Origin of the sequence: Bacillus sp. FJAT-18017 (assembly GCF_001278805.1) — a bacterium.
Taxonomy (GTDB): Bacteria; Bacillota; Bacilli; order Bacillales; family Cytobacillaceae; genus Bacillus_D.
In genome coordinates this window covers 577,820-593,200 of sequence record NZ_CP012602.1, presented here as the reverse complement: position 1 = coordinate 593,200, position 15,381 = coordinate 577,820, and the positions used below count along the sequence as shown (strand labels likewise).

General features: G+C 45.0%; 15 protein-coding genes. 5 read left to right on the top strand and 10 right to left on the bottom strand.

Going from position 1 to position 15,381, the window contains the following annotated elements; all coding sequences use genetic code 11:
- Window positions 1-175: 175 nt before the first annotated feature.
- Window positions 176-1,636 (bottom strand): spore germination protein, encoded by a 1,461-nt coding sequence (locus tag AM500_RS02745; protein WP_053597830.1) that lies wholly within the window; start codon window positions 1,634-1,636, stop codon window positions 176-178.
- Between the two features lie 247 nt (window positions 1,637-1,883).
- On the opposite strand from AM500_RS02745, the gene AM500_RS26300 reads away from it, so the two are divergent.
- Entirely contained in the window at window positions 1,884-2,444 is a 561-nt protein-coding gene (locus AM500_RS26300; RefSeq protein WP_331457411.1) for a CueP family metal-binding protein, read from the top strand.
- A 301-nt stretch (window positions 2,445-2,745) separates the two neighbouring features.
- Here the strand turns inward: AM500_RS26300 and speD are convergent, their stop codons facing one another.
- Entirely contained in the window at window positions 2,746-3,627 is an 882-nt protein-coding gene (speD, locus tag AM500_RS02730; protein WP_053597827.1) for an adenosylmethionine decarboxylase, read from the bottom strand.
- Between the two features lie 32 nt (window positions 3,628-3,659).
- The gene (locus tag AM500_RS25290; RefSeq protein WP_156319731.1) at window positions 3,660-3,818 is read right to left on the bottom strand and encodes a hypothetical protein; all 159 of its coding nucleotides are present in this window, start codon (window positions 3,816-3,818) and stop codon (window positions 3,660-3,662) included.
- A gap of 62 nt (window positions 3,819-3,880) precedes the next feature.
- Between AM500_RS25290 and AM500_RS26010 the strand changes: the two genes are divergently transcribed.
- Together AM500_RS26010 and AM500_RS02720 are read left to right on the top strand one after the other, a co-directional pair.
- Window positions 3,881-4,339 (top strand): PCYCGC motif-containing (lipo)protein, encoded by a 459-nt coding sequence (locus AM500_RS26010; protein WP_331457410.1) that lies wholly within the window; start codon window positions 3,881-3,883, stop codon window positions 4,337-4,339.
- 162 nt (window positions 4,340-4,501) lie between these two features.
- Window positions 4,502-4,957: a PCYCGC motif-containing (lipo)protein gene (locus AM500_RS02720; RefSeq protein WP_331457409.1), complete on the top strand. Its 456-nt coding sequence runs from the start codon at window positions 4,502-4,504 to the stop codon at window positions 4,955-4,957.
- A gap of 406 nt (window positions 4,958-5,363) precedes the next feature.
- Here AM500_RS02720 and AM500_RS02715 read toward each other — a convergent pair whose 3' ends face one another.
- Window positions 5,364-5,699: a four-helix bundle copper-binding protein gene (locus tag AM500_RS02715; protein WP_053597824.1), complete on the bottom strand. Its 336-nt coding sequence runs from the start codon at window positions 5,697-5,699 to the stop codon at window positions 5,364-5,366.
- 77 nt (window positions 5,700-5,776) lie between these two features.
- Between AM500_RS02715 and AM500_RS02710 the strand changes: the two genes are divergently transcribed.
- Complete coding sequence (locus AM500_RS02710) at window positions 5,777-6,217, top strand: rhodanese-like domain-containing protein (protein WP_053597823.1); 441 nt, start codon at window positions 5,777-5,779, stop codon at window positions 6,215-6,217.
- Between the two features lie 163 nt (window positions 6,218-6,380).
- Here the strand turns inward: AM500_RS02710 and AM500_RS26200 are convergent, their stop codons facing one another.
- The 4 genes from AM500_RS26200 to AM500_RS02695 all read right to left on the bottom strand — a co-directional run bounded on the left by AM500_RS26200 (window position 6,381) and on the right by AM500_RS02695 (window position 9,663).
- A complete protein-coding gene (locus AM500_RS26200) occupies window positions 6,381-6,506 on the bottom strand; it encodes a hypothetical protein (RefSeq protein WP_269432558.1) in 126 nt (41 codons plus the stop codon).
- A gap of 12 nt (window positions 6,507-6,518) precedes the next feature.
- Window positions 6,519-8,957 (bottom strand): heavy metal translocating P-type ATPase, encoded by a 2,439-nt coding sequence (locus tag AM500_RS02705; RefSeq protein ID WP_053597822.1) that lies wholly within the window; start codon window positions 8,955-8,957, stop codon window positions 6,519-6,521.
- Between the two features lie 124 nt (window positions 8,958-9,081).
- Entirely contained in the window at window positions 9,082-9,288 is a 207-nt protein-coding gene (gene copZ / locus AM500_RS02700; protein WP_053597821.1) for a copper chaperone CopZ, read from the bottom strand.
- Window positions 9,289-9,315: 27 nt separating this feature from the next.
- Window positions 9,316-9,663 (bottom strand): metal-sensitive transcriptional regulator, encoded by a 348-nt coding sequence (locus AM500_RS02695; protein WP_053597820.1) that lies wholly within the window; start codon window positions 9,661-9,663, stop codon window positions 9,316-9,318.
- 255 nt (window positions 9,664-9,918) lie between these two features.
- Between AM500_RS02695 and AM500_RS02690 the strand changes: the two genes are divergently transcribed.
- Entirely contained in the window at window positions 9,919-11,055 is a 1,137-nt protein-coding gene (locus tag AM500_RS02690; RefSeq protein WP_053597819.1) for a PP2C family protein-serine/threonine phosphatase, read from the top strand.
- 456 nt (window positions 11,056-11,511) lie between these two features.
- Here AM500_RS02690 and AM500_RS02685 read toward each other — a convergent pair whose 3' ends face one another.
- Together AM500_RS02685 and AM500_RS02680 are read right to left on the bottom strand one after the other, a co-directional pair.
- A complete protein-coding gene (locus tag AM500_RS02685) occupies window positions 11,512-12,336 on the bottom strand; it encodes a CheR family methyltransferase (RefSeq protein WP_053597818.1) in 825 nt (274 codons plus the stop codon).
- A 54-nt stretch (window positions 12,337-12,390) separates the two neighbouring features.
- Window positions 12,391-15,204 carry an ATP-binding protein gene (locus AM500_RS02680; protein ID WP_053597817.1) on the bottom strand — a complete coding sequence of 938 codons (2,814 nt, stop codon included), beginning with the start codon at window positions 15,202-15,204 and terminating at the stop codon, window positions 12,391-12,393.
- Between the last annotated feature and the right edge of the window lie 177 nt (window positions 15,205-15,381).

The window sequence follows — 15,381 nt, the reverse complement described above, 5'->3', positions numbered from 1 at the left end:
CTGGCAAAGCAAGGTTGCCAATAGAAAGTATATATCTGTTCAATCGCAATTATGACTACCTAAACAAAACCCTGCTTGAGCGTCTTGGCAATGAACAATTCCCTAACTCCGATTAACCGGTAAACCGGTAAGCGTGGATACAAAGTGGCGGAAAACCTCTCCAATAAAACCATTCTTATCTGTCCGGATCCTTAGGATCCAGGACCCCCGGCCGCTTGGATTTAAACGGGATCGGCGACCTGATCAGAATTTCCTTGAACGACTTGAGATTAAAAGGAATGAACGGCCACATATACGGTATTCCAAAGCTTTTCATCCTTGAAAGATAGATTACAACGAGTGTGAAGCCGACAACCAGTCCCACAGTGTGGAATAGTGCCGTGGAAATGAGCAAAAACAAACGGACAAGCCGGTTGGCAAGGCTAAGCTCATAGCTTGGGGTCGAAAATGTTCCGATTGCTGCTAGCGCCAAATAGAGGATAACCTCATTGGTGAGCAATCCCACCTCGACTGCAACCTGCCCGATCATCAACGCAGCAATAAGGCCCAGTGCGGTTGCCAGCGATGTAGGCGTATGAATGGCCGCCATACGCAGCATATCGACCCCGACCTCTACAATCAAAAATTGCAGGAATAGCGGGATTTTTCCAGGATCATTCGGGCCAATAAACTCCATACTTTTTGGTACTAGGCTCGGATCAATTGCTAGCAAATACCAGATCGGCAGCAGGAACAAGGACGCCCAGACTGCCAAAAATCGAACCAGCCTTAAGTAAGCACCGACGAGCGGCTTATTTCGGTACTCCTCTGCGTGCTGAAGATGATGCCAGTATGTCGTCGGCGTGATCATTGCACTCGGAGATCCATCGACAAGCACACAAATATGCCCTTGGTACAAATGAGTCGCCATTGTATCTGGCCGCTCCGTATACCGAACCGCCGGGAATGGATTCCATTTACTGCCGGTAATGAATTCCTCAACTGTCTTCTCCGCCATCGGCAGCCCGTCCGTATCGATCTTCGAGAGCTTATCCTCAATTTTCTTTACCAAGTCCTGGTCGGCAATGTCCTCAATATAGCAGATAACCATATCTGTTTTTGAACGCCGCCCGACCTGCATATACTTCATTCGCAGCGTCCGGTCGCGAACCCTCCTCCTGACAAGTGCCGTATTAAACACAATCGTCTCAACAAATCCGTCACGCGAGCCGCGAACGACCCGCTCAGTATCGGGCTCCTGCGGCCCTCTGACCGGATAGGTACGGGCATCAATCAGGATGATTTCCTTCTCGCCATCAATGACAAGCGCAGTCGGCCCGGCAAGCACCATATCAGCTGCCTTGTCCAGGTCATCCGTTGAGTCCAATTCAATATAGGGGACATATGTCTTCAACATTTCCTTGATCGTTGCACCCTGGAGCTGTTCCTTTTTCAAGTTGGCCATGAACTTCAGCAGAAGATGCAGCATGTCATCCTTTACAAGCCCATCAATCATGAATAGGCTCATTTTCCGCCCCGAGTACTCGACCTCGAGATGGATAACGTCAAAGCTTTTTCCAACCCCTAGCTCACTTTTCAAAAAAGCAACATTCGTTTCAAGGCTCTTGCTTACTTTATTTTTCACTTCCGTTTCCATATATTCCACCTCGGCATACCGCATGCGAAAGACATGCTGGTTTTTCCATCAACTACCATCATAGCCATTCCAAAGGGTGGATATACTTGCGCGGGAAGGGGGGAAAGAGTGACGGGGTTTCATTTTAATTTTAAAAAGGGCAGTGCTTTACACCTAGGTAAAATGGATTGTAAAGTATGTGCAATTTGTGAAAAAGTAAGCATAAGAAAAAACTTAGTTTATAATGGGAATTAATATTAAATAAGGAGTGAATTTGGTGAAGCTTAAGGTTTTTACAGTTGCTTTGTTTCTTGGCATCATCCTGGCCGGCTGCGGTGAAGACAGCACCAAAGTTGAGAACTCAGCTAACGAAACAGCTGCCAATCAGAGTGAAACCCCTACTGTTCAGGAATTATTAGCCGATATCAGTTCAGGTAAAACAGAAGTCGAAGCTGCTTCAGTTACATCTGACCAGCTTATCGTTAAGGGAACGGATGGAACTGAAACTGTTCATGAGTTACCAGCAGACCAATTCTTTGTATCAATTGCCCCTTATGTCAGCCAAACCCATGAATGAGGTACACATAGCCTGGCAGGTTGTCAGGGAGAGCTCATGAATGAGGAATTTGATGTTGTCATCAAAGATAATGAAGGCAATATTGTAGTAGACAAAACGTTGAAATCCGGATCAAACGGGTTCATTGATTTATGGCTGCCCCGGAATAAAACATACAATGTAAAGATTGAGCACGACGGAAAAGTAACAGAATCCCAGCTGTCTACTTCCCAGGGAGATATCACCTGTATTACAACCATGCAATTACTATAGCAGCACAATAAATAGAGGGCCCAGCTGATGTACTGGGCCCTTTCTTGTCGCAAAACGAAACAGGTAAGCTGTTTCAAAAGGTCGATAAAATCAATCCTGTCGGGCCGACTGCTTCAAATTATTGGTGGTCTAGTAAATCCTTCTCTCGACGATTCTCACCCTCCAGGCCCCAATTCCGTTTAGTAAATCCTTTTGTAAACACTTATCACTCGTTTTTACATGGGGGCTTAAGAAAAAGAGGGTGTCCCAAGTATACTTTTGGGACACCCTCCCTACACAACCTATCCTTCTCAAATCAGGATCAGTTTTTCTTTCTCTGCACTTCGCTCTCCAGATTCTCACGGAAGGCTTTCTCGGCGTTCTTATCAAAACTGCCCATGTAAATATTTTTCCCATAAAAAATTTCATCCATCTCCCATTTGATGCTGCCTTCAATTTCCTCGCGCTGCTCCTCGCTTAACTTGTCCTTCGTATAGCCGAACAGATAATTGTTCAAGTCGAAATCACGCAGCTTGCACTTTGTATGGAAGATGTTTTCCTGATACACATTCACATCGATCATATGAAACTTATCAGCCACCTCATCCGGAATGTAATTCTGGATTGACGAAATCTCATGGTCAATAAACAGCTTGTAGCCTTCCTTGTCACGTGTGAAACCACGCACCCTGTAATCAAGCGTCATCACATCTGTCTCGAACGAATGAATCAGGTAATTGAGCGCCTTCAGCGGCGAAATCTCTCCGCAAGTCGACACATCAATATCGGCGCGGAACGTCGAAATCCCCTCATCCGGATGATACTCCGGATATGTATGAACCGTAATATGACTTTTATCAAGAGAGAGCGTCACATTTGATGGCAGCGGCCCAGGCGATTCCTCAAAATGCTCAGTCGGCACCTCGACAACCGGGCCCTCGGACACTAGCATCGTCACGCTCGCACCCTGCGGCACATAATCCTGCTTCGCCACATTCAACACATGCGCCCCGATAATATCCGCGACATGCTTCAGGATTTTTGTCAGGCGATCCGCATTGTACTGCTCATCAATATACTCAAGATACGCCTCACGCTCCTCCTTCGTCCCCGTATAGCAAATATCGTACATATTAAAACTTAAACTTTTCGTCAAATTATTGAAGCCATGCAGCTCCACCCGCTGCTGCGGTGTCAAATCCATGATAGCAAACCCCCTCCGGATCTCGTAAATACTTATATCATACCCATTCCAACTTCAAAAAAAACGACGATCACTTTTGTGAAAACCAACAGCCACCGAGGCTTATTCATAGCTGATCCATACCCCAGACTTGTATCAGTACCCATTCCACCATACACGCCATTCTCCGTCACAAAACGTTTGAAAAGCAACAGGTTTCCACCATGGTTTCCTTGTTAAAATAAGGGTGTAAATAAATGAAAGGAAGAAGGCCATGAAATTATCTAGATACTTGCTGCTGATGTTTTCAATCCTGGCCATCGGCATCATTTCTGCCTGCAGTTCGCAATCATCAACTGAAGAGCTGACATTGGATCCGAAGCATACTGCCTTGCCAGATTATGTTCTCCAGACACCTGATAAAGTGCAAGAAACATATGTTATGGCCGCACAGCATCCCGATGCACTTGCATCTGTTCCATGCTATTGCAGCTGTGGCACCGGATCCGGCCATGAAAGTAATTTGGACTGCTTCATTAAGGGAATGGATTCCGACCTCGCTGTAACTGAATGGGATCCGCATGGCACCGCTTGAGACATTTGTGTCAATATCGCCCGGGAGGCGGTAGAAATGAAACAAGACGGTAAAAGCCTGAAGGAAATCCACGAAGCTATTGTTGAAGAATATTCATCCTATGGTGAAGGAACTCCGACACCTGTCCCAGCAAACTAACATAGCCTTATTTCAGAGCTCTTCCGTTAGTGGAAGGGCCTTTGTTTTAACATCTCGTATAACTGTTCATTATTTTTTAACCGTTTCTCGATAGTTTCTGCACATTTTTCAAGCATTCTAGCAGTAAGGACAACAGAGAAAATAAATAAGGAGGATAGCATAATGAAATTATCCAGATATTTGTTACTGATGTTTTCAATCCTGGCAATTGGCATCATCTCTGCCTGCAGCTCTTTGGATACAGAAAACCTTGAGCTCGATGCAAAGCACACTCCCCTTCCGGATTATGTTTTACAGAGCCCGGATAAGGTTCAGGAAACCTACCTTTTGGCTGCCAAATACCCTGAGGCTTTAGCCGCATCTCCCTGCTATTGCGGCTGCGGAATGGACGATGGCCACGAAAGCAACCTTGATTGCTTTGTTAAAGGAATGGGTGACGGCAATACCGTAACTGAATGGGATCCTCATGGCACCGCTTGAGACACGTGCGTAAACATCGCCCGGGAGGCGAGCATGATGCGTCAAGAAGGTAAAGGCCTAAAGGAAATTAACGAAACGATTGTAGACCACTATTCGAATTTGGGTGAAGGGACACCGACACCAGTACCTGCAAATTAGTATATTAAGAACTTGAAATAGCATCTCCCCAGTAAAGCCCTCCTGTTCGGAGGGTTTTTTAGTTTAAATTGTCTACGCCTTTAGGGGATCTTATCGGCAATTTGTGATTTTTTTATTAACATCTAATTTACCTTGTATATTGTCATAAATAGTTTGGAGATTCTCGATAATTTCTGCACACTTTCCCTTCATTCTTAGGTATATCAACTTAATGGAGGAAATCATCATGAAGAAAGCACACAAATGACTCTCAAAGAATGCAAAGGCATGATGCCAAGCGGACTAGTATCAGAAGCTGATGCAAAGATCCTGGCCAACTGGCTCGCGGAAAAGAAATAAAAATAAGAGAAGGCGTCCACGAAATCGCGGATGCCTTCCCTCCAGTTAAATTTGTTAATGAAAATAATTAAGCAGCCATTTTCCGGCAGGCCTCGGCACAGCGGAAGCAAGCTTCGGCGCATTGCCTGCAATGTTCGTGATGATCGGCATGCTTTTCACATTCCCGTCCGCACGCTTCACAGATTTCCGCACAGAGATCACAAATTTCTTTTACAAAAGGTGAGTTCGACTGCATAGCTTTAATGGCAAATGCACAGATGTCTGCACATTCCCGGTCGGTGCGGATGCATTCTGCCATCATCTTGACATCCATTTCTCGAAGGCATGCATCATAACAATGATTGCAGGCTTCCATGCATTCGAAACATGCTTCGATGCAATCTGAAAATTGTTGGTTTTCCATCCGTTTCACCTCCTCTACTTTTTCCTGATACCACTTAGAGGATGAAGTAAACGGTTAATTCAATAAAGGAGGTTAGCATGAATAAAAAACTATCTATAATCATCGGTATGGTAAGCATTTTGTTTATTGTTTATGTAGTTGTAGGAGTTAATAAGGCCATTTCGTCAAATGGGAGCCACGAAGGCATGCCTGGTATGGGGGACGCCGGGGAAGTAGGAGTCCATCCAATAAATTCTTCAGACCTCGAAAAAAGTATTAACCATCCGGATACGGTGATAATCGATTTACGGGAGTTTGAATTATATCAAAATGGACATATTCCAGGTGCAATCAACGTCCCCTTTTATGAGTTACAGAATCGGCTTGCCGAATTGGATCCCAATAAGCACATTATCTTAGTGTCGGACGAAGACGGTAAGGGTGATTCGAGCAGTGAATTCCTTATCCAGGAAGGTTATCAGCATGTCTCAAATCTCTTGGGAGGAATGGAGAATTGGGCCGGTGAACTTGAAAAATAAAAATCAAAAGCCGGGTCAGCAAGCCGGCTTTTTCGCTTCTTCCAATGATATAGGCGTTCAGATTTCAAATGCCATGTCGCAGATACTTAATCCAAGCAAAAATAAAAGCTGGCCCGGATTCTGAATTCACAGTCCTTGGGCCAGCTTTATTCATAAGCTAGATTTAATGATTTGTTTGTTCATGTTGTACAGGTGCATCTTCAGGCCCTTCAATTGCCGAATATACTCCATAACCGGCCATTACCAATACGAGATATGCAACAGCCGCTATTGTCCATTTTTTTATCATCTGTTTCCCTCCCTACAGTTTCACCTTTTGGAGGCGGAGTGCATTCAGAACGACTGATACGGAACTGAACGCCATCGCAGCACCCGCGAGCCATGGAGCGAGGAAGCCAAGGGCCGCAATTGGGATGCCCAGTGTATTGTAGCCAAATGCCCAGAACAGGTTCTGTTTAATGTTGCGGATAGTCAGCTTACTCATAAAGATAGCATCGGCAATACTGTTCAAGTCGCCCCGAATCAAGGTAATGTCAGCAGCCTCCATGGCAACGTCCGTACCTGTTCCAATCGCCATTCCGATGTCAGCGACTGCTAGGGCAGGGGCATCATTGATGCCATCACCGACCATCGCAACTTTTTTACCGGCAGCTTGGAGCTTTTTCACTTCCTCTGCCTTACCTTCAGGAAGAACTTCAGCAATAACGTTGTCAATTCCCGCCTGGGAAGCGATTGCCTTCGCAGTCTGAGTGTTATCGCCTGTAATCATGATTACGTCAAGGCCCATATCTTTCAGGCGTTTGATCGCCGCCTTCGAAGTGTCCTTGATTGTATCAGCAACTGCAACGATTCCAGCATACTGGCCATCAATTGCAACAAGCATTGCCGTTTTTCCTTCGCGCTCTAGTGCATCCATTTTTTCAAAAGCACCTTCGCTGTTCACACCATGCTTTGCCATTAGTTTACGGGTCCCAATTAGCAACTCGCGGCCACTAACAGAGGCTTTTATGCCAAAACCCGGAATGTTTTCAAAAGAACTACCCGAAGATAAATTCAAGCCTTTTTCTTTGATGCCCTGTACAATCGCCTGGGCAAGCGGATGCTCGGATTGCTTTTCGGCAGAACCAACAAGCGCAAGAAATTCATTTTCAGCTATAGTCCCTGAAAGGATGACATCTGTCAAAACAGGCTTTCCATTTGTAACGGTACCGGTTTTATCTAGGATGACTGTATCGATTTTATGTGTCATTTCAAGATGTTCCCCGCCCTTGAACAGGATGCCATATTCCGCAGCACGGCCTGAACCTGCCATAATCGAGGTCGGAGTTGCCAGGCCAAGTGCGCATGGGCATGCAATTACAAGCACAGCAATCATTTTTTCAAGCGCTTCTGCAAAATTGCCAGGCTCTGCCCAGAAGTACCAGACAAGGAATGTAACAACTGCGATTCCGACAACGATTGGAACGAAAATACCAGAAATCTGGTCAGCCAACCGTTGGATTGGGGCCTTTGAGCCCTGCGCTTCCTCAACGACCTTAATGATCTGCGCCAGGGCTGTGTCACGCCCAACTTTGGTTGCTTCAATTTTAATAAAACCGTTCTTATTGATTGTCGCGCCAATGACTTCATCTCCTGCTGCTTTATCAACCGGAACGCTTTCCCCGGTCAGCATCGATTCATCAATGGCAGACTGCCCCTCGACAATCCGTCCATCAACAGGAATCTTGTCGCCTGGTTTGACGTGGATGATGTCGCCAACAAGTACTTCTTCAAGAGCAATCTCAACCTCTGCCCCGTCACGTTCGACGATTGCAGTCTTAGCCTGGAGCCCCATCAATTTCTTGATTGCTTCGGATGACCGGCCCTTTGCTTTTGCTTCAAACAGCTTTCCGAGAATAATCAACGTCAGCAATACAGCACTTGTTTCATAGTACAGCTCAACTGAATGTGCATTGCCCCCGAGCGATACAAATGACAGGTAAAGGCTGTAGAAATAGGCTGCCGACGTACCGAGTGCAACAAGCACATCCATGTTGGCACTGCCGTTTTTCAATGCTTTGTAGGCACCGACATAGAACTGGCGGCCAATTATGAATTGGACAGGTGTCGCGAGCGCAAGCTGTACCCACGGATTCATGAACATATTCGGTACATATATGAACGAGGTAAACGAAAAGTGACCAACCATTGACCATAGGAGCGGCAAGGACAGGATGAGCGAGAAAATAAATTTCCCTGTCTGGTTTTCAATCTCCCGCTGGCGATAGTCCGCTGTTGCCTGCTCGTTTGCCTCTTCCTTCAAAGCTGCACCGTAGCCAAGCGCCTCAACCTTTTTAATAATATCGCGTTCCGAAAGAACGGAAGGATTGTATTCAACTGATGCTTTTTCAAGAGCAAGATTGACATTCGCCTTGGTAATGCCGTCCATCTTGTTGAGGCCTTTCTCAATTCTGGTCGAACAAGCGGCACACGTCATTCCTGTGATATCGAACTCCTTTTTCTCGGCTACGACATCATAGCCAAGATTCCGGACCTTGTTTTCAAGGCTGGCAAGGTTAGTGACAGCCGGGTCAAATTTGACCGAAGCCCTCTCGAGTGCAAGGTTAACGTTCGCTTCATGTACGCCCTCAAGCTTGTTTAAGCCTTTTTCAATCCGGACTGCACAGGCGGCACACGTCATTCCGGTAATTTGCATCGTCGTTTCTTTTGCTAGTTTTTCTAATGCTGTACCCGTACTCATATTCTCAACTCCCCCATACCCCAATAGGGTATATTTTATTGAAAAAAGAACGTGCCAAGAGATTTAGGCACGCGCCGTTTGAATCCAACTCCAGCAACGCCGCTAAACGGGTGCCTTCGCTTTTTTAGACTACATCGTAGCCCTGGTCTTCAATTGTTTCCTTAATTTCGTCCAACGAAACGCTATCGTTATTGTACTCGACTGCAACTGTTTTGGCGCTAAGGTCAACAAGGACACGCTCCACACCATCCAGCTTGCCTACGCTGCCTTCAACTGCCTTAACGCAATGTCCGCAAGACATACCTTCTACATTCAATAATGTTTTTTCCATAAATAAACTTCCCCTCTCAAACCTATTTTATTTTTTCATGAGCCTTTGAATGGTAACTAGCAGCTCATCAACAACCTCGTGATCGCCTTCCTGGATGCGTTCAACAACACAGCTTTTCATATGTCCTTCAAGCAGGATTTTTGCGACGGAATTCAGAGCGGCCTGTGTTGCCGAAATTTGTGTAATGACATCATCACAATACGTATCCTTGTCAATAAGGCCTTTAATGCCTCGGATCTGCCCCTCAATACGATTTAACCTTGTAATAAGATTTGATTTCGTCTTCTCGGAATGATGGCTTTTTCGGGCAGAGTTTTCAGTATTGCAATGGTCTTCACACACAGGTGCTGTTTCTTCAGGGTTAATTATTTCCATTCCATCGCCTCCTCACACTTATATTACTATACCCCCCCACCCTATGCAACAATTATTTCTTATATTTTTTTATAATTTACTAATCCCGTACATAGTGTCCCGATTTTGTCACAATTTATGATTTTAAAGGATTTTTTTAAAAAAATAGCATTTTTACATTCCAAATGGTTTCAACTTTTCTGCAAAGGGTAATGGAAAGGGATATACTTATAATAGAGAGAGACTAGTGTTTAAGGAAGGCAAAGGGGTCTTGAGATGGCAATTCTGATTGTTGACGATAACCAGGTGAATTTATTTTTAATAGAAAAGATTTTAAAACGGGCGGGCTACACCAATTACCTGTCCTTTTTGACGGCCCGCGAGATGTTCGATTATTTGCAGATTGACAACCCTCATCCTATCGAACGCCCTGCAGACGTTATCTTAATGGATATCATGATGCCGGAGATGGATGGAATTGAGGCTTGCCGGCGTCTGCAGGAGCATCCGCAAACCCGGGACATTCCGGTCATTTTCGTAACGGCGCTTGAGGATTCAAATAAAGTATCCGAAGCACTCGATGCCGGCGGAAGTGACTATGTAATGAAGCCAATAAACAAAACTGAGCTGTTGGCACGAATTCGTGTCGCACTCAGGCTTAAATATGAAAAAGACTGGCATAAAGAGCAGGATGAAAAAATCCAGAATGAGCTTCACTTGTCGATGCAGGTTCAAAAAAGCCTGCTTAGCGAGCCGGTCGTTGAGGACAAGTTGTTAATTAAGGCTTCATACTTACCGGCCAATACATTAGCCGGAGATATGTACTATTGGCATAAAATTGACGATAACCGCTATGCAGTCATCTTGCTTGATATGATGGGGCATGGTATATCCGCATCACTCGTCTGCATGTTCATTTCCTCTGTGCTCCGTGACTTGATCAGGGCTAATCCTGACCCCGAACATGTGATTCGGGAGCTGAATCGCTGGATGAGTTCCCTGAACAGCCGGAACCAGCAAATTCCGTATTATTTTACAGCAATTTATACTGTTGTAGATACAGGGACGAAAACACTTCAATATATCAATGCTGGCCATCCGTCCGGGTACGCCCTTATTGATGGAGAGCTTGTAGAACTGAAATCTGGTACAGTCGCTGTAGGATTTTTCGATAAAATCAATGTTGAAAATAAAGTCCTTTCATATGAGAATTCGGCACAGCTTCTTTTGTTTACCGATGGAGTTCCGGAAACCGCTGAAAAGCATGGACTGCCTGGAATGGAATATATGAAGCAAGCCGCTGCCCGGCACTTGGAGGTTGAGGGGCAGGAACCCGTGGATTTCCTGCTTTCGAAGGACTTGCAAGCCGTTGCTGACGATGATATTTGCGTGATCGTGATACAGGCCAGATAGAAAGTTCTAATGCATGACATTGCTCTCTTGGCAACCTTGAGTTGTCATTCATCGCCGTTATGAATGACACTTTGTTCTCTTGGCAACCTTGAGTTGTCATTCATCGGCTTTATGAATGACACTTTGCTCTCTTGGCAATCTTGAGTTGTCATTCATCGGCTTTATGAATGACATTTCGCTCTCTTGGCAACCTTGAGTTGTCATTCATCGGCTTTATGAATGACATTTCACTCTCTTGGCAACCTGAAGATGTCATTCATCGGCTTTATGAATGACATCTCACTCTCTTGGCAACCTGGAGTTGTCATTCATTTAAAATGTATAAACCGATTAAAAAGAAAGCTGTGCATTTTTTATGAAGGCAGGAGCTATATCCAGGTCCCTCTCTAGGCGGCCTGAGCGTATCTCCTTTACCACTAACGACACAAAAAAACGAGCACCGTATAGGGGCTCGTTTTAATTTACTTTTACTGAAGTCTTCCTATATAGCTTTTCTAACGGGTCAAATTCTTCAAAATTCGGATGTACATCAGTCCGAATAGCCTCTTTGCTGCCAAGACCAAGGAACCCTCCTACGCTTAGACTGCCGTCAATCAGCTTCAGTACATGCCGTTGCAAATCCTGATTGAAATATATGAGTACATTCCGGCAAATAATGACATGAAATTCATTAAAAGACCCATCCGTGACCAGGTTATGCTGGGCGAATACGATCTTATCACGCAATGATGGAATGATTGTTGCAAAATGGCTGTCGGCTGAATAGTACTCCGAGAAAGCCCGCTTCCCACCTGCTTGCAAATAATTTTTCGTATACGCCTGCATCTTTGACAGTGGAATAATCCCATTCTCTGCTACTGTCAGTACCTTCTCACTCATATCAGTCGCATAAATCTTTGCCCGCTCCCCAAGTCCTTCCTCTTCCAGCAAGATAGCCATGGAGTATACCTCCTCGCCAGTTGAACAGCCTGCGTGCCAGATGCGGATTTGTTCAAGCTCCTTCAGGCGCGGGATAACATTGCGCCTAAAGGATGCAAAAAAACTTGGATCACGGAACATTTCTGTTACATTAATTGAAAAGTCATCAAGCAGCTTTTTGAGAACTGTTTCATCCTCAATAATCTTTTCCGTCAAACGAGAAATTCCCGGAAGTTGTTCAAGACGAAGCCGATTCTGCACCCGGCGCATAATCGATGAATTCATATACTGCCGAAAATCAAAACCCGACAGCCTATACACCGCTAAAAGCAGCAACTCTAATTCTAAGTCTTCCCTTTGCAACAAAATACCTCCCAGGGTAGGGGTCTGACCCTTACCCCCTACCCGTATACCTTCCTAGTTCTGTGCGAGCCAGACTCTCATGGCGGAGAGGAGCTGGTCGATTTTGAGTGGTTTGGAGATGTAGTCTGATGCGCCTGCTTCAAGGCACTTTTCTTTGTCGCCTTTCATGGCCTTGGCGGTCAAGGCGATGATAGGGAGTTCATCAAACCGCTCCATTCCCCGGATTTGCTTCATGGTTTCATAGCCATCCATTACAGGCATCATAATATCCATAAGGACAATATCAACCTTGTCAGTTGTTCTAAGGACCTCAAGGCATTCCATTCCGTTTTCCGCGGTAATGATTTTCATGCCTTCCTTCTGGAGAGCCTTTTCGAGGGCATAAATATTGCGGTGGTCATCATCGGTAATGATTACTGTTTTACCGCTTAGACCATTGGATGGCTCCTGAATATCGCTGTTGCCGGAATTGAGTGCTATTGCAGTAGCACTCTCATTGGCATTGGCAGTAGCCTTATCATTATTTTCATGATTTCCCATAACAAATGTCCCCGTTGCAATACCATGTTCAACGCCGATTGCCACTTCTTTGCTTGCTTCATGAATCGGATTGATTTCCTGGACCCCATGCGGCAGGCTTGGCAGAAGAAGTGTGAAGGTACTGCCTTTTCCTTCCTCGCTCTCCACCTTGACCGTCCCGCCCAGCAGCCTTGCAAATTCACTTGAAATTGACAGTCCAAGTCCGGTGCCGCCGTATTTCCGCATCGTTGCCCCGTCGACCTGCTGGAATGCTTCAAAAATTTGCTGATGCTTATCCTTTGGTACCCCGATACCGGTGTCACTGACCGAAATCTTCAGCCAAGTATCTGACACAGGGAAATCTGGTTTTTCCCCTGCAGAAGCCTGTTCAACCTGGACCACTACCGCTCCCTGTTCAGTAAACTTGAATGCATTTGAAAGAAGGTTTTTGACAATTTGCTGAAGGCGCTGTTCGTCCGTGTAGAACAGCTCAGGCAAGTCGTCACCTAGCTCAACCATAAAGCCAAGTCCTTTTCGTACCGCATGATGCGAGAATACGTGCTCGATCCTTCCCCCGAAGTCGGAAATATTTACAGCATCAAAAACAACTTCGAGCTTGCCAACCTCAACCTTTGACAAATCCAAAATATCATTAATTAGATTGAGCAAATCCTCCCCGGAAGTATGAATGACTTTAGCAAAATCTTTCTGTTCTTCTGTCAGATTTGACTCCTCATCCTCACCTAGCATTTCAGAGAGCAGCAAAATGCTGTTAAGAGGTGTCCGCAATTCATGCGACATATTCGCAAGGAACTCTGATTTGTATTTTGAGCTTAGCTGCAGCTCTTTTGCCTTAATCTCAAGGTCTTCCTTGGCCACCTGTAATTCAGCCGATTTTTGTTCAGCATCTCGTGTGCGTTCCTCAAGCTGCTCGTTGATCATCCGCAGTTCCTCTGCCTGTGTTTGCAGTTCCTCCGATTGGGCCTGAAGCTCTTCCGATTGCGACTGCAGCTCTTCAGCCTGGGCTTGTGATTCAAGCAGCAGGCGCTCAACTTCCATCCTGCCGAGAATATTCATAACAGCAATTCCAAGCGTCTCAAATACCTTTTCGGCAAGCCGCTGCTGCGCATTAGTAAATGGCTTTAAGGAAGCAAGCTCAACGACTGCCACCGTTTCATCCTTGACCATGACCGGTGCAATCAAAATACTCTTCGGCCTCATTGAACCCAGCCCAGTCGAAATGGCAGTATAATCGTCCGGAACATCTTCCATATAAATCATTTCTTTTAATGCAGCACTCTGGCCAACTAATCCTTCGCGCAAGGCGATTTCTTCCCGGCCTGCAGTTCCGCCGCCATCAGCATAAGATGCAATTTTCTTTAAAGAGTTATTCTCCATTAAATAAAATGCGCCAAGGCTTGCTCCGACGGCAGGGGACAATCTTTCCATCAGCTGCCTTGCAAGCGATTCGACCTCCGTACTTCTTGTATAGAGGTTGACAAGTTCAGCTGATTCGGTCTGAACCCAATTCTGTTCGGAAATTTCTTCTGTAAATTCTCTTTCCTTCTTATAAAATGTCTCCAGTGAGGCAGCCATTGAATTAAAGGAGGCTGCAATTTTACCTATCTCATCGTGTGATTCCACATTCAGCCTTGGAATTTCCTCCAGGTTGTTGTAATCTACATTCTGGATACCCTCCGTTACAGCCTCCAGGCTTCGGCTCGTGCTCCGGATGACCCATAATGTAACAAGCGCAATCAAAATCGTTGCCGAGACAACTGAGGCAATAAGTGACAGAATTAACTGGTCATATGCTGAATTCGCAGTCTCAAGAGACTCGTTCATCAAGCCTTCCTGATATGTCTTGAATTCATTAACCTTTTGTAAAAGTAGGTTTTTATCGTTTGCCGCACTATAATAAATTTGCTGCAATTCATTTTCTGTAGCTCCTGATTCCAAGGCGGCCAACAACCGTTGCTCCATATTCAAATAATTTGTAAAGGCTGTATCAATTTCTCCAAGAAGCACTTTGGACTTTTCCTTATTTAATCTACCTTCTAGCTCAAGGATTGAGGTCCGTATAAATTCCTGATTTTCCCTAAGCAATGGAATGACTGTGGCACTATCTGTATCCGAGCCGTCGTAAATAATATTGACAAGCTCACGGTCTGTCAAAAGGACGGACTGTCTGATCGCCAAGGCAGCATTCACTTTGGCATACTGATCCTCAACGATTTCCAGCATGTTCTCTTTCATTTTTCCTGTATTCAATAAAATGACAAATAATAATACAACTAAAAATAAGACTGTTAATCCCAGCCCTAACAATTGTTTTTTTCTAAATGTCACAGCTATACCCACTTTCTATCGGAATCTACCATTCTCCCTTGTAGTTACTACTATAACAATAGTACTATGTTTTATCGAGGATTAAGGAGCTGTTTTTGTAGTTTTTTTACTGGAAAAAGGCCGTCTGGGTCACCCACAGACAGCCTTTAACATTATATTATTCATGTTAGATATTCA